13 protein-coding genes and 1 pseudogene are annotated in these 20929 nt (G+C 60.8%); 12 read left to right on the plus strand and 2 right to left on the minus strand.

Annotated features, from left to right (window positions below; genetic code table 11):
- The first annotated feature begins 15 nt into the window (after positions 1–15).
- The 10 genes and pseudogenes from ccmI to D8780_RS04285 all read left to right on the plus strand — a co-directional run.
- A complete protein-coding gene (gene ccmI, locus D8780_RS04240; protein WP_210209455.1) occupies positions 16–1173 on the plus strand; it encodes a c-type cytochrome biogenesis protein CcmI in 1158 nt (385 codons plus the stop codon).
- Entirely contained in the window at positions 1170–1685 is a 516-nt protein-coding gene (gene ccmE / locus D8780_RS04245; RefSeq protein ID WP_121644503.1) for a cytochrome c maturation protein CcmE, read from the plus strand. Before ccmI ends, ccmE begins: the two co-directional genes overlap by 4 nt.
- Before the next feature lie 21 nt (positions 1686–1706).
- Entirely contained in the window at positions 1707–3695 is a 1989-nt protein-coding gene (locus D8780_RS04250; RefSeq protein WP_121646354.1) for a heme lyase CcmF/NrfE family subunit, read from the plus strand.
- Entirely contained in the window at positions 3692–4174 is a 483-nt protein-coding gene (locus tag D8780_RS04255; protein WP_121644504.1) for a cytochrome c-type biogenesis protein, read from the plus strand. The genes D8780_RS04250 and D8780_RS04255 overlap by 4 nt, the downstream gene beginning before the upstream one ends.
- Positions 4175–4338: 164 nt before the next feature.
- The gene (locus D8780_RS04260; RefSeq protein WP_121644505.1) at positions 4339–5916 is read left to right on the plus strand and encodes a Do family serine endopeptidase; all 1578 of its coding nucleotides are present in this window, start codon (positions 4339–4341) and stop codon (positions 5914–5916) included.
- Positions 5917–6101: 185 nt separating this feature from the next.
- The gene (locus tag D8780_RS04265) at positions 6102–6773 is read left to right on the plus strand and encodes a response regulator transcription factor (protein ID WP_121644506.1); all 672 of its coding nucleotides are present in this window, start codon (positions 6102–6104) and stop codon (positions 6771–6773) included.
- 5 nt (positions 6774–6778) lie between these two features.
- Positions 6779–8245, plus strand: a complete 1467-nt coding sequence (locus D8780_RS04270) for a sensor histidine kinase (protein WP_121646355.1) — start codon at positions 6779–6781, stop codon at positions 8243–8245.
- Positions 8246–8275: 30 nt separating this feature from the next.
- Positions 8276–11290, plus strand: a complete 3015-nt coding sequence (locus D8780_RS04275; RefSeq protein WP_121644507.1) for a bifunctional [glutamine synthetase] adenylyltransferase/[glutamine synthetase]-adenylyl-L-tyrosine phosphorylase — start codon at positions 8276–8278, stop codon at positions 11288–11290.
- Positions 11291–11323: 33 nt separating this feature from the next.
- A complete protein-coding gene (locus D8780_RS04280; RefSeq protein WP_121644508.1) occupies positions 11324–11938 on the plus strand; it encodes an EF-hand domain-containing protein in 615 nt (204 codons plus the stop codon).
- Between the two features lie 232 nt (positions 11939–12170).
- A pseudogene (locus tag D8780_RS04285) lies at positions 12171–12356 on the plus strand (Lrp/AsnC ligand binding domain-containing protein); the annotation flags it as partial.
- Positions 12357–12375: 19 nt separating this feature from the next.
- Here the strand turns inward: D8780_RS04285 and D8780_RS04290 are convergent.
- Positions 12376–14703 (minus strand): PAS domain-containing sensor histidine kinase, encoded by a 2328-nt coding sequence (locus tag D8780_RS04290; RefSeq protein WP_121644509.1) that lies wholly within the window; start codon positions 14701–14703, stop codon positions 12376–12378.
- 172 nt (positions 14704–14875) lie between these two features.
- Positions 14876–17506 carry an aminopeptidase N gene (pepN, locus tag D8780_RS04295; protein ID WP_121644510.1) on the minus strand — a complete coding sequence of 877 codons (2631 nt, stop codon included), beginning with the start codon at positions 17504–17506 and terminating at the stop codon, positions 14876–14878.
- A gap of 148 nt (positions 17507–17654) precedes the next feature.
- Here pepN and D8780_RS04300 point away from each other — a divergent pair, with 148 nt between their 5' ends.
- Together D8780_RS04300 and D8780_RS04305 are read left to right on the plus strand one after the other, a co-directional pair.
- Positions 17655–19919: a xanthine dehydrogenase family protein molybdopterin-binding subunit gene (locus D8780_RS04300; protein ID WP_121644511.1), complete on the plus strand. Its 2265-nt coding sequence runs from the start codon at positions 17655–17657 to the stop codon at positions 19917–19919.
- Positions 19916–20920 carry a DMT family transporter gene (locus D8780_RS04305; protein ID WP_245412257.1) on the plus strand — a complete coding sequence of 335 codons (1005 nt, stop codon included), beginning with the start codon at positions 19916–19918 and terminating at the stop codon, positions 20918–20920. The genes D8780_RS04300 and D8780_RS04305 overlap by 4 nt, the downstream gene beginning before the upstream one ends.
- Positions 20921–20929: the final 9 nt, after the last annotated feature.

The raw sequence follows: 20929 nt of genomic DNA on the forward strand, positions 1-20929 counted from the left end.
CGATCGATTTTGACCATGATGATGTTCTGGACTATCGCCGCCTTGATGACGTTCGCCGTGATGGCGGCGATCCTTTTCGCGTTGCCCAAGCAGGGCCTTGCAACCGAAAATGCCAACGCTGCCGCCGACGAAGCCGTCTATCGCGAGCAGCTTGCTGCGCTCGACAGGGAGATCGAGCGAGGCTCTCTGGATGAGCCGACGGCAGCGGAGGCGCGGGCGGAAATCGGCCGGCGCCTGCTGCATGCGCGCGAACAGCATGAGGAACGGCAGCGTCATCGAGTGCCAAAAGTGTATCTTTTCCTGGCTCTCCTTGCCGTGCCGTTGGGGGCCTGGGCCTTCTACAGTGTTCTGGGCGAGCCAACGCTTCCTTCGCAGCCTCTTCAGGCCCGCCTGGAGCAGGATCCACGCCAGAGCAGTGTGTCGGAATTGATCGCCCGCGCCGAAAGGGCGTTGAATGAAAATCCGTCTGATGTTCGCGGCTGGGCCGCGCTCGCGCCGATTTATATGCGGGTCGGCCGGTTCGAGGACGCGGCAAATGCCTATCGTGCACTCCTTCGCCTGAGCGGCGAAAGCGCACCGGGACTGGCGGCATTGGCGGAGGCCGAGATTGCGGCGGCCGACGGCGTTGTCACGGCGGACGCGAAAACCCGCCTGGAGCGCGCTCTTGAATTGCAGCCGGCCGAGCCGCGCGCGCGTTATTTCTTGGCGCTGGCAGCCCGGCAGGAGGGCGACACCGCCGAAGCGGTGCGCCTCTGGAACGAACTGGCCGAAAGCCAGGAGCCCGATTCGCCATGGTTTGCCGCTGCGCGTCAGGCGGCCCAGCTCGCCGCCGCCGAGCCGGCGGCGGAAGGAGGCCCCGGCCCAAGCGCCGATGATGTTTCCGCGGCTTCGAAACTGTCGACGGAGGACCGTCAGGCCATGATTGGCCAGATGGTGTCGGGATTGGATGCAAGGCTGGAAGAAAATGGCGGCTCAATCGACGAATGGTTGCGCTTGATCAATGCATACCGCGTGATGGGTGATACGGAGAAGGGCACTGAGGCGGTCCGTCGGGCCTTGAAGGCATTCGAGGGGGATGAGGCTGCCCGGGAGAAGATACGCTCGGCGGCAGAGGCGCTGTCGCAGTCCGGTGACGCGGCCCCGCCCAGCGACGACTCGGAGACACGCTCGTGACACGCAAGCAGAAGCGTTTTGGTCTTATCGCTGGTGGAGCAGCCTTTCTTGGCTTGGCGCTGGCGCTCGTCCTGACGGCGCTCAACCAGCAGATCGTCTTTTTTGTCGACCCGTCCGCGATCGCGGAGGAGCCGCTTGAACCCGGCCAGCGGGTCAGGTTGGGCGGTCTGGTCGCTACCGGATCGGTGGAACGCGGCCAAAGCGAACTGGTGCGGTTCTCCGTGACCGACGGCCTTGCAGCCGTTCCCGTTCGCTATCAGGGCATCCTTCCCGACCTGTTTCGTGAGGGGCAGGGCGTGGTCGCAGAAGGTGAGATGAGCCCGGATGGCGTATTTCTCGCCAATACGGTTTTGGCCAAGCACGACGAGAATTACATGCCGCGCGAGGTCGCCGACAGTTTGAAGGAAAAGGGCCTCTGGGAGCCGGATGGCGAGGGCGGCGGCTCTTACGTTGAACCGGAGACGACTGCGGTCTCCGACACACCGACAGCGTCGGTTCCGGCAACCCAATAGATTGAGAGAACACACCCGATGCTGATCGAGACCGGCCATTTCGCCTTGGTGCTCGCATTGGCACTGTCGCTTTTTCTCGCGATCGTGCCTCTGGCTGGCGCACTACGTCATGACGAACGGGTCATGGCGACTGCGACGCCCACTGCACTTTGCAATTTCCTGCTTGTGGCGCTGTCCTTCGCGGTGCTCGGAGCATCTTATTACCGTTCGGATTTTTCCGTTCTGAACGTTTTCGAAAATTCGCATTCGCAGCAGCCGGCGATCTATCGGGTGACGGCGACCTGGGGCAATCATGAAGGCTCCATGATGCTGTGGATCTTCATTCTGGCGTTGTTTACCGCGCTTGTCGCGGCCTTCGGCAAGAGCCTGCCGCTGCGTCTGAAGACGTTGGTCCTGGCCATTCAGGGATGGGTCAGCGCGGCCTTCCTTCTGTTCATCCTCCTGACATCGAACCCGTTCGCGCGTTTATCGCCGGCCCCGTTGGAGGGGCAGGATCTCAACCCCATCCTTCAGGATATCGGCCTCGCGATTCATCCGCCGCTTCTCTATCTCGGCTATGTCGGGTTTTCCGTCGCGTTTTCCTTCGCTATCGCTTCATTGATTGATGGACGCATGGAGGCGGCCTGGGCGCGCTGGGTGCGTCCATGGACGCTGTTGGCGTGGACCTTTTTGACGGCGGGGATCGCGGTTGGCTCTTACTGGGCCTATTACGAGCTCGGCTGGGGCGGCTGGTGGTTCTGGGACCCGGTGGAGAACGCTTCCTTCATGCCCTGGCTTTCCGGCACGGCGCTGCTGCATTCGGCGATCGTGATGGAAAAGCGCGATGCGTTGAAGGTCTGGACGCTACTTCTGGCCATCATAACCTTTTCGCTGTCGCTGCTCGGCACATTCCTCGTGCGATCTGGCATTTTGACGTCGGTTCACTCCTTCGCTTCGGATCCGACGCGTGGCCTCTTTATTCTGGGTATTCTGACCTTCTTCATCGGCGGCGCCCTGCTGCTCTTTGCCTTGCGCGCCTCGAGCTTAAAAGTCGGCGGCCTCTTTGCGCCGATCAGCCGTGAAGGCTCTCTCGTTCTTAATAATCTGTTTCTGGCCACCGCTACCGCCACGGTGCTGGTCGGCACGCTCTATCCGCTGCTTGTCGAAGCCTTTTCCGGCGAAAAGATCTCGGTCGGCGCGCCCTTCTTCAACCTGACTTTCGGGCCGCTGATGGTACCGCTGCTGATTGCAGTTCCCTTCGGTCCGCTCCTGTCGTGGAAGAGGGCTGATCTCGCCGGCGTCTCCCTTCGCCTTGCCTGGGCGTTCGGCTTTGCGGTTCTGGCTGTTGCCGTTTGCCTGATATTCGTCGATCCGACTGCGGTCTTCGCGGCTCTCGGAGCGGGGCTTGCAGCGTGGCTCCTGGCTGGCGCGGTGACCGATCTTGCGGTGAAGGCCGGTCTTGGGCGCGTCGCGCCGAGCGTTGCCGGACGCCGCCTCGTTGGCCTGCCCCGAAGCATGTTTGGAACGGCACTCGGTCATGCCGGACTTGGCGTTACGGTACTCGGAATCGTCTGTGTCACTGCGTTTCAGCAGGAGCGGATCCTGACGATGCAGCCTGGCGATCAGGTCGAGATTGCCGATTATCGGGTGACATTCGATACCATCGTCCCGGAACGAGGCCCGAACTTCGTGGCCGACCGTGCGCGTTTTGCCGTGGAAACGCTGGAGGGAGTGTCGATTGGCGAGATCAGTTCGTCGAAACGCATCTATACCGCGCGCCGCATGCCCACCACTGAAGCGGGAATCCGGACCTTTGTCTTTTCGCAGCTCTATCTGTCGCTCGGCGATCTTGGCGAAAACGGCGGAGCGGTCGTGCGCATCTGGTACAAGCCTCTGGTGACGCTCATCTGGCTGGGCGCGCTACTCATGACGATCGGCGGCTTCGTGTCCCTCTCAGACCGCCGCCTGCGGGTCGGTGCTCCGCGCGCGCCGAAGTCGCGCAATCGCCACACCGCGGAGGCGGTCGGATGAAGCATTTTCTCCTGGCGCTGATGCTCGGACTGGGCCTCGGCATCACACCCGCAAGCGCAGTTCAACCCGATGAGATGCTGGACGATCCCGCGCTTGAAAGCCGGGCCAGAGAGATTTCATCGGGACTTCGATGTCTGGTTTGCCAGAATCAGTCGATCGACGATTCGGATGCCGAAATCGCCAGGGACCTGCGTATTCTGGTTCGCGACAGATTGAAGGAGGGTGAGTCCGACGAGGAGGTGGTCGATTACATCGTTTCGCGTTACGGCCAGTTCGTCCTGCTAAAGCCTGTCTTTTCGCCGACGACCGTCCTTCTCTGGGCTACCCCGCTTCTCGTTCTTGTCGGCGGCGGGGCCTTCCTTTTTCTGCGCCGGCCCCGACGGACCGTTACGGCTTCCGAAGAGCCTCTTGCTGCGCCTCTGACCGCAGAAGAAGAGGCGCGTCTCAATGGCGTCCTATCGGAAGACCGTGAACGATAATTCGTCCCGATCGGGCTCCGGTCGTTACCCTACCTTACGAAGTTTTCACGCGCTGGAAATCGCCCTGTAAGGCGACGCGCTATAGATCGTGATCCATGACGCGGCGAAATTTGTCGCCCGCCCAAGAATTCGAAGTTTGAATTTCGAAACAAAGGAACACCTCTATGGCGCAAAAGCCTTCCACTCCTCTTCGCCGCAGACTTCTCGCTGCCGCTGGCGCTGTGGCAATTCTAGGCGGCGGAGCCGCGGGGATTTCGACCTATCAGTCGATGCCCGCCTTCGCCGATCAGGTCACGGTTCCGACAACCGAACGTTCGACGGCGTTCGACGGTTTTGCTGATGTGGTCGAACGGGTTTCGCCGGCTGTGGTCTCGGTCAGGGTCAAATCCAACCGCCAGCTGACCTCCAACAACCAGAACGGGTTCAGCTTCGAGTTTCGCGGCATGCCCGGGCTGGAACAGCTTCCGGAAGATCATCCGTTCCGTCGTTTCTTCCGCGAGTTCGGTGGCCAGGACGATGATGCGCGGCCAAATCGCGAGCGCGACAGGGCAGAGCGCGATCGTCCGCGCCGGGAGCGTCCGAGCGGTCAGGGCTCCGGTTTCTTCATCTCCGAAGATGGCTACGTGGTGACCAATAATCATGTGGTCGAAAACGGTTCGTCCTACACGGTGGTGCTCGATGATGGTACCGAGCTTGACGGCAAACTCGTCGGCACCGATCCGCGCACCGATCTGGCCGTCCTGAAAGTTGATACGGAAGGCCGCGACATTCAGTTCGTCAAATTCGCCGACGATTCGAAGGTGCGGGTCGGCGACTGGGTCCTGGCGATTGGCAATCCATTCGGCCTCGGCGGATCTGTCACGGCCGGCATCGTCTCGGCTCGCGGACGTGATATCGGCGCCGGTCCGTACGATGACTTCATCCAGATCGACGCTCCGGTCAATCGCGGCAATTCCGGCGGCCCTGCCTTCAACACGGCGGGTGAGGTGATCGGCATCAACACGGCCATCTTCTCGCCCTCGGGCGGCAATGTCGGCATCGCGTTCGCTATTCCGGCGACGGCGGCATCCCGTATCGTCGATGATCTGATCGATGACGGTTCCATCGAACGCGGCTGGCTCGGCGTACAGATTGCACCGGTGTCCGACGACATTGCAGAGGCCGTCGGTCTCGACATGGCCGAGGGCGCGCTCGTCCAGCAGCCGACCGAAAAGAGCCCCGGCGCTCAGGCTGGCATCGAGGCTGGAGATATCATCGTGGCTGTCAATGGAGAAAAGATCGATGATCCTCGCTCCCTGTCGCGCAAGATTGCCGGTTTCGAACCCGATACCGAGATCACGGTCTCGGTCTTCCGCGACGGCGATACCAAGGACATCGATGTCCAGCTTGGTCTGATGCCGAAGCCGGATGAGATGGCCATGTCGTCCGGTCCGGCTCAGGAAGATTCTCAAGCGCCCGAGCAGGCATCTTCCTCACTGGATGACCTTGGACTGACCGTGACGCCCGCTGAGGACGGAGAGGGTCTGGTGATTACCGAGGTCGAGGCCGATTCCGATGCGGAAGACAAGGGGCTCTCGGCTGGCGATATCATTCTCAAGGTGAATGGTCAGGCTGTGAACAGTGCCGAGGACGTAACCGATGCGACGGACAAGGCGCTCGAAGGCGGTCGCCGGGCTGTCCTCATGCAGGTGAAGACGAACGACGCGCAGCGTTTCGTCGCCTTGCCGGTCTCACGAGGCTGATCGAACGACCTTCTGCCTGCTACACCGGTTCGCGTCCCCTGAACCACGTGGCGGGAGAAGACAAAGACGCGGTCCATTGTTCCTCTTCCGGATATGCGTCTTTTTCAACGGCGGCGGGCCAACAGCCTGCCGCCGACCTGCATTCTGCCCTATGTGCAGAAACAGCAAATGATGGATGGAAAGAAATGAAGCTGCTGATTGTCGAAGACGACCGTGAATCCGCCGACTATCTGGAAAAGGCGTTTTCAGAGACGGGCCATACGGCCCATGTCGCACGCGATGGTGAAAGCGGCTTCGCACTGGCGGAGACCGGCGATTACGACGTTCTCGTCGTCGACAGAATGTTGCCGCGCCGCGATGGTCTGTCGGTCGTGTCGGGCCTGAGGGCAAAAGGCATACACACACCCGTCCTCATCCTATCCGCGCTGGGCGAGGTCGATGACCGCGTCACCGGTTTGCGCGCCGGCGGCGATGACTATCTGACCAAGCCTTATGCGTTTTCGGAACTGCTGGCCCGGGTCGAAGTGCTGGCTCGCCGCAAGGGCAAGCCGGAAGTCGAGACCGAGCTGCGGGTGGGCGATCTCGAGCTTGACCGGCTCTCCCACACAGTCAAACGGGCGGGGCAGACCATTCTTCTACAGCCGCGCGAATACAAGCTGCTCGACTACCTAGTCCGCCATGCAGGTCAGGTCGTGACGCGCACCATGCTGCTCGAAAATGTCTGGGAATATCATTTCGACCCGCAGACGAATGTGATTGACGTTCATATCTCCCGCCTGCGCAGCAAGATCGAGCGCGACTTCGATACCCCAATCCTGCACACGGTTCGCGGTGTCGGCTACATGCTCAAAGGGTAATGGCGATGGCCGTACGCCTTCCAGCCATTATGCGGTCGACGGCAACGCGCCTGTCGGCGCTGTTCGTTCTGCTCTTCATGGTCTGCGCGCTCATTCTGGTCTTATACATGACCGCACTGTCGGCCAGCATGATGGCGAACCAGACAAGGTCGACCATCGAGGAAGAGGTTGCCGAACTGGCGAAGGTCTATCGGCATGGAGGGCTGCCGAGGCTCATCCGGACTTTGGATAGGCGATCCCGCCAGCCCGGCGCCTACCTCTACCTCGTGGCAGGGCAGGACGGCCGCATACTGACTGGCAATGTCGAAGCGCTCGATCCCGATCTGCTCGATCAGGAGGGCTGGACGGAGGAGCCATTTGCCTATCTTCGCTACGGCGACAGCCAGGCGATCCGCGCCGGTGAACTCAATCTGCGTGCCCTCTTGGAGGGAGACGACGCCCATCACGCCATGGCGCAGGTCTTCCTCCTACCCAACGGCATGACGATGCTGGTCGGCCGCGATCTGGGTGAGCCGGAACGGCTGCGCGACATAACGCGGCGGGCGATCGTCATCGCACTGGCGATTATGGGGCTGGGGTCGCTGCTAATCTGGTACTTCGTTGGGCGCCAAGGTTTGCGCCGGGTCGAGAAGGTTTCGATCGCCACCGACCGGATCATGGCCGGTGATCTGTCTCAACGCCTGCCGGTGACAGCGGCTCACGACGAGTTCGACCAGCTCTCCAGCGGCATCAACATAATGCTTGGGCGTATCGGTGAACTCAATGAAGGGCTAAAGCATGTGGCGGACAATATCGCCCATGATCTGAAGACGCCGCTCACCCGCATTCGAAACCGCGCAGAGGCCGCCCTCGTCGATCTCGACAATCCCGAGGTGACGCGCGCCGCGCTGGAACAGACGATCGCGGAATCGGACCAACTGATCCGGACATTCGCCGCCATTCTGCGGATCAGCCGTCTCGAAGCGGGTAATGCCATCGATGATCGCAAGGCCGTGAACCTGACCGAGATCGCCGCCGATGTGTGCGAATTATACGAACCGGCCGCTGAAGAGGCGGGAGGTGAACTCATCTGCGATTTCGGCGATAGCCCGGTCATCATTCACGCCAACCGTGAACTGGTCGGCCAGGCGCTCGCCAATCTGGTGGAAAACGCCCTCCGGCATGGCGCGCAGGAGGATGTGCCTATCGCCATTCGCATGCACCTCACCAAGGATGACGAACAGGCTGTACTGACGGTCTCCGACAACGGCCCTGGCATTCCGCCGGCGGAGCGTAGCCGTGTGACGGAACGCTTCGTTCGGCTCGAGGAAAGCCGCACGCGTCCCGGCTCCGGACTCGGCCTCTCACTCGTCAAGGCTGTTGCGCAATTTCACGAGGGACGTTTGGTTCTGGACGACAATGATCCGGGACTTGCGGCGCGGCTTTTTCTGCCGTTGGAGAAGGCAGACGGCTCGGAAGAGAAGTCGCCATAGGTTCGGCCGCAATTGGGAGGAGGGGGACGCATGGAGAATGAGGAGACATCAGCCGTCGTGGAGGATCGGACGTCAGGGTCGGGTCGCCTGGAGCTGAAATCCTTTCCGCCGCCGCTCGATCGGGAGCGCGCGGAAGAATGGCTCGAGGATCTCCGAAAATCGGCTCTCAAGGCAGAAGTCAACGCCGTTTCGTCAATGATCGAAGAGTCGGGAGCGCTTCGGGACTTTCTGCTCGGCGTTCTCGATCTTTCGCCCTTTCTGCGTTCGGCGCTTCTCCGCAATCCCGACCTGTTGCGCCGATTGAGCGATTGTGGCCTGAACGGCGTGGTCGAGGAAGAGATTGCGGCCATTATGGCGCTCACCGAGGGCGAGGGACTGAACGAAAAGGAGTTCGCCGCCGGGCTTCGTCGCCATAAGCTCAACGCCCACATCGCCATTGCGCTGGCGGATATCGGAGCGGGGGGTGCGGCAGAGGTCTCCGTTGAATATCTGACCCAACTGGCTGAAGCCGTTCTTCAGGCGACCGCGCGCTTTCTCTGTCACGATCTGGCCCGACAGGGCATATTGAACCCTGCCGATGAGACGAGGCCCGAAGCCGACAGCGGACTGATCGTCATCGGTATGGGAAAGCTCGGCGGTCGCGAACTCAACTTCTCGTCCGATATCGATCTGATCGTCTTCTTCGATCCAGACGCGTCAGGGGCCGTGAGCCGCGACGGACTGCCGGAAGCGATGGTCAAGCAGGTGCGCCGGATGGTGCGTCTTCTGTCGGATCGCACGGCGGATGGATATGTCTTCCGCACCGATCTGCGCCTGCGGCCCGATCCCGGCGCCACGCCGCTCGCCATGCCCGTCAGCGCAGGGCTGCAATATTACGAATCCCGTGGACAGAACTGGGAACGCGCTGCGATGATCAAGGCGCGAGCCGTGGCCGGAGATATCGAGGCCGGGCAGGCGTTCCTCGCCGAATTGCGTCCCTTTGTCTGGCGTCGCTATCTCGATTTCGCGGCCATCGCCGATATCCGCGCGATCAAGCGCCAGATTGCGGCTCACAAGGGCGGCACCGACATTGTCGTCGCTGGGCATAACGTCAAACTCGGCCGCGGCGGCATTCGCGAGGTTGAGTTTTTCGTTCAGACACAGCAACTCATTGCGGGCGGCCGCGTGGAAGACCTTCGCGGCCGTTCTACCACCTCAATGCTGAACGCGCTTGCCGCTCACGGCTGGATCGCCCAGGATGCAAGCGATGAGATCACGCGCGACTACTGGTTTTTGCGCGATGTCGAGCACGCCATACAGATGGTGGCCGACGAGCAGAATCACAGCCTTCCGCGCGACGAAGAGGGGCTTACGAGGGTCGTCAGCCTTATGGGCTTTCTGGATCAGAAGGCCTTTTCGGAAAAGTTTCTGGCAACGCTCCAGCGCGTAGACGAACACTTCGCCGCGCTTTTCGCGGAGGAAGGCGAAGAAGAAGGAGATCTCGCCGATCACCTCGTCTTCACAGGCGATCAGGATGATCCCGGCACGCTGGAGCGGCTGAGCGCCCTCGGTTTCCAACGCCCTGCCGACATATCGCGTCTGGTGCGCGCCTGGCATACCGGCCGATACCGTGCACTGCGTTCGACCTCTGCACGGCAGATGCTGACCGTCATCCAATCCGATCTGTTTCGGGCGTTCGCCGCCAGCGGCCGTCCTGACGAGACGGTGACGAAAATGGATGAGATGCTAGCCGCTCTGCCAGCCGGCGTTCCGCTCTTTTCGCTTCTGGCGGGCAACCCCCATATTCTCTCTCTTCTGACAACCATTCTGGCGACCGCGCCGCGAATGGCGGCCACGATCTCCAAACGCCCTCATGTGTTTGACGCGCTGGTCGATCGGGACCGGCTTTCGCTCGTGCCGGACAAGGAGGCGCTCGCCGGACGTCTCGATCCGTTTCTTGCGCAATCACGCGATCATGAGGACAGGCTCGATCGCCTGCGGATTTTCGCGGTCGAACAGCGTTTCATGATCTCGGCCCGTTTGCTGACCGGGGCGATCAATGCGGCGGAAGCAGGCGAGTGCTTCACCACGCTGGCCGATCTTCTGCAAACTCGCGCTTTGCAGGCGGTTCGTTCGGTATTTGCCGCCAAACATGGGGAGGTGCCGGGCGGCCGTGTCGCCATCCTCGGAATGGGCCGGCTCGGCAGCCGCGAAATGACGGCGGGATCCGATCTCGACATCATCTTTCTCTACGATCACGCGGAGGGGGCGAGCCAGTCGGACGGCGAACGACCGCTGGACGCGCCGACATGGTTCACGCGCCTTTCGCAGCGGCTGGTCGCCGCGGTCTCGGCCCCGACTGCGGAAGGGGTGCTTTATGAGATGGATCTGCGGCTACGGCCCTCTGGAAATCAGGGCCCGTTGGCAACCTCTCACAAGGCATTCCGCGCCTACCAGAAAAACGGTGCCGCGATCTGGGAAAAGATGGCGCTTTCGCGCGGGCGGGTCGTTTGCGGAGACGAGGCGCTGGGTCGCGACATCGAGGCGACGATCCTGGAAAGTCTCGATCTCGTTGCTGAACGCTCGGACATAGCGGAAGAGGCTGGCCGAATGCGCCTGCGGATTGCCGAGGCCAAGCCGCCAAAAGGACCTTTCGACGTCAAGCTGGCAACCGGCGGCCTGATCGATCTGGAGTTCGTCGCTCAGATTGCCAAACTTACCAAATCGCTGGAATCTTATCATTTCTCCACATTGGGCACGCGCCCTATTCTTGCCGACCTCTCGGCCGCCTATGTCAGTCGTGCAGAAAGCGACGCGCTCGTCGATGCCTATGATCTGATGACGATGCTCCTTCAGATTCTCCGGATTTGTCTCGATAGCGAGGTCGATCCGGGCAAGGCGCCGCAAGGATTCGTCGAACTGCTCTGCAGGCGGATGGATACGCCCGATCTCGGGATACTCCTTTCGCAAGTGCAGGAGGCCCAGACGACGGTTGGAACGATCTTCGATCGGTTGACGGGCATTCACCGCGAGAAAGCGACGGGAGGGCCCGTTTCGGACTCGTAAATCGTGTAGGGGACGAAACGACTGGAGACTGAAATGTCGAAGAAACTGAAACTTGCGGCCGGCTTTATCGGCCTTGCTACCATCGCCTCCACGATTGCCCCGGCGATGGCAGATTCTGGGTACCATGGCAGACATCACGGCATGCGAGACGGAGCGCCCCGCGCCGGAATGGAGCAGCGTTTCAAGGACGCTGATGCGGATTCGGACGGCACAATCTCTTTCGAGGAATTTGCCGCTGCAATGGAAGGCCCGCTCGCCAATGCCGATGCTGACGGAAATGGTTCGATTACCGTTGAAGAGGCTGTCGCAGCGATCAAGAAGCGTCAGGAAGAACGGCTTGAGAGACGTGCCGAACGCCTCATCAGCCGCTTCGACACGGACAAGGACGGATCACTTTCCGTCGAAGAGGCCGCAGCCAGTCGCGAACGGGTCTTTGCCCGTCTCGACCGCGACAATGACGGCCGTCTCGAAGCGTCCGAAATGCGCCGTGGCCATCACCGTGGTCCCGGCGGGAAATTTCACCGCCGTGGTGGCAACGATCAGATGAAGAGCGCGCCAAGGGACGGCGATGCACCTAGGGGCAATGAGCCTGCGCCGGATGCGCAGCAGCCCGTCGACCCTTCTACGACAGAGGGGCAGGCGCAGTAAGCGTCGAAGAGATCGATTGAGCGTGACAATGGCCCCGGCCGATTCCGGGGCCATTTTCTTTTCAGTGAAGGGCTCAGCCGTGCGGATTCCGACTGGCGGTAGCGGGCTCAGCCGTCCTTGTAATAATAGCTGTAGCCGTTGAGGGCGGGCGCTCCGCCGAGATGGGCGTAATCCTCGTTGATCACGATCTCGTCCTCGCGCACGGTGCGGCCGAGATTGACCAGTTCGGCGGAAGGAATTGCTGGACTGCCATCTCGTCGCCGGTGATTTCGACTACCTTCTCAAAATCCGTGTGCGGGACATGGCCGACTTCAATCTGCTGCACGGAAAAATGCTGATTGCACTGCCGGGCGTACGGCAGATCCGCACATTCTTCGTGATGAAGGAGGTAAAGGAAAACGCGCCTCTCGCGTTCTAAGCCATAACGCGGCGTCCGGTCAGTGCAGAACTTTCGTCTGCTCTGGAATGCGCACGCCGACAGCGGTGCCGGCGCCCGGGCGAGACACCATTCGCAGCGAACCGCCATGCATCTCGGCCAGAGATCGGGAAATGGCGAGACCGAGCCCCGAACCGACATGGCTCTTGCTGAACTGGTTCTGCACCTGTTCGAAGGGCCGTCCGAGGCGGCGCATGGCCTCGCGCTCGATGCCGCAACCGTCATCGATGATCGTCAGTAGCACTTCCTTGCCCACCTGGTGGGCCTTCAGAACGATATGGCCCCCCTTGTCGGTAAACTTCACCGCATTGCTCAACAGGTTGAGAACGATCTGTTTGACGGCCCGCCTGTCGACCTCGATCGTAATGTCGTCGGCGATCCGCAGATCGATATCGATATCCTTTTCATCGGCCTGGACGACGATCATCTGAACGGTCTCCTCGATGACCGTGCTGAGATTGACCTTTTCCGTCTCCAGTTCGAACCGTCCCGCCTCGATCTTGCTCATATCGAGAATATCGTTGATCACGTTGAGCAGGTGGGTGCCGGAGCTATGGATATCCTCTGCATATTCGACGTAACGCGGCGAGCCAAGCGGGCCGAACATGCGCGTCGTCATGATCTCGGAAAAGCCGATGATGGCATTGAGCGGCGTGCGGAGTTCATGGCTCATATTGGCGAGAAATTCGCTCTTTGCCTGGTTGGCGCGCTCCGCGCGTTCCTTTTCGGCGCCGTAACGCGTGTTCAGTTCGGTCAGTTCGCGTGAGCGCTCTTCTTCGGCGCGGCGGGCCTGCGAAAGCTCTGCGATCGTCGCCATCAGCCTGTGTTCCGAGCGGACGAGGCGCTCCTGCTGTGTCTTAAGCTGGGTGATGTCCGTGCCGACCGACACGGTGCCGCCGTCGGCGGTGCGTATCTCGTTGACCTGAACCCAGCGACCGTCGGCCAGTTCGCGCTCATAGTTGATGGCGCCGCCCGTACCGGCCTTCCGGGTTTGCGATGCGACCGACGTCATGGCCGCTTCAATATCGGCGCGGGGCGTTCCTTCCTTGAGCAATTCGGCCGGAAGGCCGGTATGATCGCGATAGCGCGTATTGTTGAGGACCAGCCGGTCCTGCGCATCCCAGAGAACAAAGCTTTCCGTGATCGTCTCGATCGCGGTGCGGAGATAGCGGTCGGTTTCGGCGTGAAGCTCTTCGAGTTCGTGCTGCTCGGTGCTGTCGACCGCGATCCCGATCAGGTGGACGCCACCATCGTCGCAGCCGGGCAGGGCCTGTGCGCGTGCGCGCATCCGTACCCAATACCCATTGGCATGCCGCATCCGGAAGATCTCGTCGATCTGCCGGGTTTCGCCGGCGACGATCCGCTGCGCCAGTGCGAACAGGTCGATATCCGCCGGGTGAATGATGGACTGGACATCCCCGAAGGAGAGCATCCGGTCGGCACTTTCATAGCCCAGCAGTTCGAACATCGAACGTGACCAATACATTAGGCCCCTCGCCACGTCCCAGTCCCAAAGGCCGCAACGACCGCGCTTGAGCGCCAGATCGACCCGCTGATTGGTTTCGACATAAAGCCTGTCGGCTTCCTTGGCCCGGGCGGTCTGACCGAAATAGGCATAGAGAATGAAAAGCAGCAGGCCGGCCGTCACGACGAAAAGCGTCGCATTGGTGGAGGCCGTACGCTTGAAGCCGGAGAGAAGAATCTCGCGCTCGATCACGGCCAGGATCGCGCCGTCGGCAGACGTTTCGCCAATAAACGCCATGGTGGCGAGGGCGTCCTGTCCCCGATAGGAGACCTCCTGAACGCCGGCCCGCTCGCCGAAGAGTCTAAGGGGCTGCGCACCGCTGATCAGGTCTTCCAGAGGCCGTCCGTTAAAGGCGCCTGGCAGGGGCGGCTGGCTGGCCAGAATGCGGGCATCGCCATCGAGTTGGATGAGCCGCCCGCCTCTCTGCGAGAGCAGTTCGGCAATCGCGTCGGCCGCATCGACCTCCCGCCCGAGCTGGTTCGGTGCGCCCGGTCCGTCGTTCCTGAGGCTCAGAGCCGTAAGGTCTGCGGACAGCCGCAATGTGGTTCCGGCGCTGTCTTCGAGACTGCGATGTTGGTCGAACAGATTGTAGCCACGAATCGCCGCGACAATCGCGAGGAAGATGACGCAAAGTATCGGAATGATTCGACGGAAGAATTTTTCCATCTGGACCAGCCGGTCGTAATCGGCCGGTGCCGCGATGAGGCGCGCATCGCGAGGGATGCCGGGATTATTCTTTTTTGTCCCGCTTCTGGGCGTGAATCCCCACAAGCCAGTCGCGCGAAGCGCGTCTGTCATCGCCATATCCCGGCTCCGCCTTGCCGATTTTCCCTCGTAAGATCCGGTTACGCCAACTGCCCGAATCACCCCATTAGAATCATTGGGGACTCGGTCTGTCCAGTGAGAAAATTTACAATTCGTTACCTTGACTAAGTCTAAGTCTTGGAAATCAAGGTCTCGAAGGAAAATTTTCTTTTTATGACAGTGTGCGGTCGAGGATATCTCTCACATCGAGAGGTAATCCGGAAGTCTTCCGCAGTTCCAGCAAGGTTTGATGCGCGGCTTCCCGCCTGGTCGAATCCATGCCCTTCCACGAGCGAAAATGCGTCGCCATGCGTGCCGCCAATTGTGGATTGCGGGTTGCTACGCGCCCGATCACTTCCGCGAGCAGCCGGTAGCCAGTGCCGTCGGGCTGGTGAAAGCCGGTCGGATTGCCAGCCGCAAAGCTGCCGATCAGGGCACGTACCCGGTTCGGGTTGGTTTCCACGTAATTGGGATGCGTCATGGCCGCGCGCACGCGTTCGGGAGCATCGGAACCGGGGATTTTGGCGACCATGCCGAGTAGCTTGTCCATGATGAGTGGATTGCTGCCGTACCGCTCCTCGAACGTGGCGCGCGCGGCCGCCGTTTCCTGGCTGGCCGGGCGTCTCAGCATCAGAACTTCCAGCGTCCCGGCACGCTCGGTCATGTTGTCGGCTTCGTCGAACAACTTCTTAGCTCGTTCGCCGCTGTTCTCCGCCATGGTACAATAGTCGAGGAGGGCGAGCTCAAGCGCTCTCCGACCAGCCGATTGCGGGTCAGGAGAATAGGGTTCGTTGGAAACGAGGCTCTCGTAAAGTATCCCGAAAGCCTCGCCATGTCGGCTGGTGATGGCGTGGAAAAAAGTCTCGCGCGCCTTGTGGATCGCATCGGGGTTCGCATTCCGTTCGATTTCACGAACGAGTGTGGTTTCGTTTGGCAGAGAAAGAGCAAGTGCCCGCCACGCCGTGTCCAGCCTCTCGTCCGCCGCCATCTCGCCGTAGAGATCCAGCAGGGCGTCGGTGCCACTCGCTAGCTGCTCTCCGCCACTATCGCGGTAGGATGAGATGATCGCATCCGTTGCCAGCCGATCCAGCGCCTGCCAGCGCGTGTAAAGGTCGCCCTCGTGCCGTGCCAGAAAGATCCGGTCCTCGATAGGCTGGTCGAAATTCAGGTTGATCGGCGCGGAAAAGCCCCGAAGCAGCGATAGGACAGGGCGGTTTTCCATCTCCTGAAATTCAATCGTCATTTCGCGATCGGTCAGGTGGATCACATTGTCCCGTACTGCCTCCGACTGATTTGGCACAGCCAGTTCCTCGCCACCGGCTCCGAATAGAGCAAAGGAGATCGGAATATGAACCGGCTCTTTCTCGTTCTGCTCGGGGGTAGGAGGTGTCGATTGTTCCAGCGTGAGGGTGAGCGTCTGTGCCTGCTCGTCATATGCTGTCTGTGCCGTGACTTGCGGGGTTCCAGCCTGATGATACCAGAGCGCGAACTGGGACAGTGAGCGGCCCGAGGCCTCCTCGAAACAGGTGAGAAAATCTTCGATTGTCGCCGCATCGCCGTCATGGCGGTCGAAATAGAGAGCCATGCCGCTCTGGAATGCCTTTTCGCCGATGACGATCCGCAGCATACGGATCACCTCAGATCCTTTTTCGTAGACGGTCGCGGTATAGAAGTTGTTGATTTCGCGATAGGAGGTCGGCCTGACGGGATGCGCGAGCGGTCCGGCATCCTCGGGGAACTGCGCCACTTTCAGCGTCCTGACTTCTGCGATACGCGTGACTGGCCGGCTGCGCATGTCGGCTGAGAATTCGTGATCGCGATAGACGGTGAGGCCTTCCTTTAGACAGAGCTGGAACCAGTCGCGGCAGGTAATCCTGTTGCCGGTCCAGTTGTGGAAGTATTCATGCGCTATGATCGTCTCGATATTGGCGTAATCAACGTCGGTCGCGGTCTGCGGATCGGCCAGAATATACTTGTCATTGAAGATATTGAGGCCCTTGTTCTCCATCGCGCCCATATTGAAGTCCGAGACGGCAACAATGTTGAAGACGTCGAGATCATATTCACGGCCGAACGTCTCCTCGTCCCACTTCATCGAGCGTTTGAGACTATCGACGGCCCATCCCGTCCGGTCTTCCTTGCCTCGCTCGACATAGACGCCGAGATCGACCGTCCGCCCCGACATGGTGGTGAAGGTGTCGAAGCTTCCCACAATGTCGCCGCCGACGAGCGCAAAGAGATAGGATGGCTTTGGCCACGGGTCGTGCCATTCGGCGAAATGCCAGCCAGCCTCCAAAGCGCCGCTTTCGCCGGGATTGCCATTGGAGAGCAGAACGGGGGCCTGATCCGCTAGCGCTTCGATCCGTACGGAGTAGACGCTGAGAACGTCGGGCCTGTCGGGAAAATAGGTGATCCGGCGAAAGCCCTCGGCCTCGCACTGCGTGCAATAGACGCCGTTGGAGCGATAAAGGCCTGACAGGGCAAGATTGGCTTCCGGGTCGATAGCCGTCTCGATCTCCAGCGTGAAGGCCTCGTGGGGAACGTTCTCGATCCTCAGTTCATCGGGGGAGGTCTTGGCCTCGATCGGTTCTCCATTGAGCTTGAGATCCAGCATCTCGACTCCGTCGCCATCGAAAACCAGTTCGGTTCCGGGGGGCGTTCCGAGATTGGGCCGCACCTGCATGACGGCCCGAACGATGGTGCGCTTCGGATCGAGCCTGAAAGTGAGGTCAATCGCAGGCACCAGATAGGCCGCCGGCGCATAATTGGAGAGCTTAACGGTTGTTCCGACTTCGCTTCTCATGATTGGCCTCTATCTCTCACATTCGGTTGCGGGTTTTCGTGTTGCTGTCGAGTCGGGTAGACCGTTCAGGCTTCGTCTAGCGCAAGACCCGCGCGGCTCCAAACTGCTGCTTTTGTTCTAGCCGGAGCTGCTTCGAAAAGGGTGAGATATGAGCGTTACGACACCGAAATTCGGATTGGGGCAGTCGGTAAAGCGGGTCGAGGACGATCCGCTGGTGACTGGCAAGGGTCGCTTTACCGACGATGAAAAGCGCGATGGCCTGCTTTATGGTGCTGTTCTGCGCGCGCCCGTCGCAAGCGGAGGCTTTTCCTTCGGCGATCTTTCGGAGGTTCGTTCCGCGCCCGGCGTCAAACTTGTGCTGACGGGGGAAGATACGCGCCATCTTCAGCCGCTGGAGACTGGTTTCAAACCCAAACAGCCCGACGGGTCGAAAGCCGAAGGCCGTTCAATTCCGATCCTTGCGGAGGGCGAGGTTGGCTATATGGGCGACGCGCTTGCCTTCATCGTCGCCGAAACCCGCAATCAGGCGATCGACGCGCTGGAACTCATTCCCGTCAGTTTCGATGGGGGGGACGCGGTCGTCGATCTACGGTCCGCCGCAAAGGACGAAGCGAACATTGCCTACCGACAGGTCATAGGGGATCGGGAGAAGGCGGACGAGGCGTTCAGCGGAGCCCATCATGTGACCACGGTCGAGTTCTGGAACAACCGGCTCGTGGCCAATTACATGGAGGTTCGTAGCGCCGTCGGTGAATATCGCGACAACCGCTATGTGCTGACCACCGGAACGCAGGGCGTCCATAATTGCAGATCCCAGGTCGCGGCCAGCCTTGGCGTCGAACCGGGCGATGTACATGTGATGACCTATGATGTGGGGGGCGGCTTCGGGCCGAAGAGTTGGGCCTACCGGGAATATGTGCTGGTCTGCGAAGCCGCGCGGCGCCTCGGCTCGCCGGTGAAATGGACAGCCGACCGGACGGACCATTTTCTCACCGATGCTCAGGGCAGGGACAATCTGGTAAGTGCGTCCATGGCGATGGATGAAGAGGGGCGCTTCCTGGGTCTCAGGATCGATCTTCTTGCCAATATGGGGGCCTACACCTCCCGCAACGCGATGCTGATCCCCTATCTCGGCGCGTCCATGGCGACCGGTATCTACGACATTGCGACGCTCGATATGAACATAACCGGCGTCTACACGAACACGGCGCCGGTCGATGCCTATCGCGGAGCGGGACGGCCGGAGGCGGCATTTCTGATTGAGAAATTGGTCGACGTGTGTGCCCGCGAGATGGGGCTGGCGCAGGACGAAATCCGCAGACGCAATTTCATCTCGTCGTTTCCCTACAAGACCCCGGCGGGCCGGAACTATGATGTCGGCGAGCCAGCCGGCCATATGGATGCCGCCATGGACAAAGCGGATTGGAGCGGCTTCGAGACGCGTCTTCAAAAGAGCAGCCAGCAGGGCCGTTTGCGCGGTATCGGCATGGCGACCTACATTGAGGCGTGCGCCTTTGCCGGCTCCGAACCGGCCGACCTGCGTCTCCAGTCCGACGGCCGTCTCCTTCTGCGGATCGGGACGCAGAGCAACGGGCAGGGCCACAAAACGGCGTATGCGCAGTTCATTGCCGATCTTTTCAGCCTGCCGGTCGAACGTATCGCGGTGGAGCAGGGGGACAGCGACGCTCTTCCATCCGGTGGCGGAACGGGCGGCTCACGCTCCATTCCGCTCGGCGGTGTCTCGGTACGCCGCGCCGGCGAAGTCTTGGAAAAAAATCTGAGACAGATTGCTTCGGATGAACTGGAGGCCGATGCCGCCGATCTCGAATTCTTCGAAGACGGGATCCGCGTGGCCGGAACCGATCGGATTCTCAGCCTCTCGGATCTGGCATCGCGGGCGAAGGATCCTTCGCAACTGGTCGTCGTCGAAGAGGTCAAACAGGACGAAGCGACCTATCCGAACGGCACGCATATCTGCGAAGTCGAGATCGATCCGGAGACCGGCAAGACGGTCATTATGAATTATGTTGTGACCGACGATTTCGGTGTGGCGGTCAACCCGCTTCTTCTGGAAGGTCAGGTCATGGGTGGTATCGCACAGGGCATCGGTCAGGCACTGCTTGAGGAAAGCGTCTATTCGCCGGAAGGACAGCTGATCTCGGCCAGCTTCATGGATTACGCCATGCCGCGCGCCGACAATATACCGGGCATCGATTTCTCGATGAGAAATGTGCCATCCACCACCAATGCGATGGGCATCAAGGGGGCGGGCGAGGCCGGCTCGATCGGAGCGACGCCCGCCGTTCTGAATGCGGTGGTGGACGCGCTTCACCGTGCTTATGACGTCACGCATATCGAAATGCCCGCGACGCCTTTGCGCGTCTGGGAAACGATACAGGCCAGCCGAGAGTGAGCCGACCGGCATATCAAGCGGGCAATGTCGCGACCTCCGATCCGACTTCCGACGAGGGGTCGGAGCGTCTTGCGCCGCCCGCGCCCCAGCCACAGCCTTTAAAGGGCATTGGCCTCAAGGTCATGTCGGTCTGCACCCTTCTTGCGATGGCAAGTTGTATCAAGGCGGCGGGTGATCTGCCGGCAGGACAGCTCGTTTTCTACCGTTCCTTTTTCGCCATGCCGTTCGTTCTGGGTTGGCTTCTCGCGCGCGGCCAGCTCCATGGCGCCTGGCGAACCGAGAGGCCTTTTGCTCATGTCCTGCGCGGCTGCGCCGGCGTCTTTGCGATGGGCTGCAATTTCTATGCGCTGAGTCATCTTTCACTGCCAGACGCCACAGCGCTGTTCTACGCCAATCCGCTCTTTGTCACGATCATTTCGGCATTGTTTCTCGGTGAGACCGTCCGCATCTTCCGGTGGGGCGCAGTTGTGGTCGGTCTGGTCGGCGTCGTGATCGTGTCCTGGCCGAACATGAATATCGTCGACGGGCTGGAAGCCGGGCAGGGTACGGGCGTCATCGTCGCACTGACGGGGGCCTTCTTCGCTGCCTGGGCGATGGTGACGGTCCGCTGGCTGGTCAAGACGGAAACATCTGCGACGATCGTTCTCTATTTCAGCGCTGTCGCCAGTCTGGCAGGGCTTGCAACTTTGCCATTCGGATGGGACTGGCCGACCGGCCCCCAATGGGCCCTGCTCATTGGCAGCGGTGCCCTCGGTGGGCTCGGCCAGATCCTGCTGACCCAAAGCTATCGCTACGCCAGCCTCGTCACCATTGCGCCGTTCGAATACACATCGATGGTGGTCGCGATCGGCGTTGGCTTCCTCGTCTTCAGCGAAGTGCCAACTGTCTATACCATCATCGGAAGTGCGATCATCATCGTCGCGGGCCTCGCCATCATCTGGCGCGAGCACAAACTCGGCCTGGAACGCCGTCGCGCCAAGAAACTGACTTCTCCGAGCTGAAGGAGCCGC

Source organism: Notoacmeibacter ruber, from assembly GCF_003668555.1.
GTDB classification, from domain to species: Bacteria; Pseudomonadota; Alphaproteobacteria; order Rhizobiales; family Rhizobiaceae; genus Notoacmeibacter; species Notoacmeibacter ruber.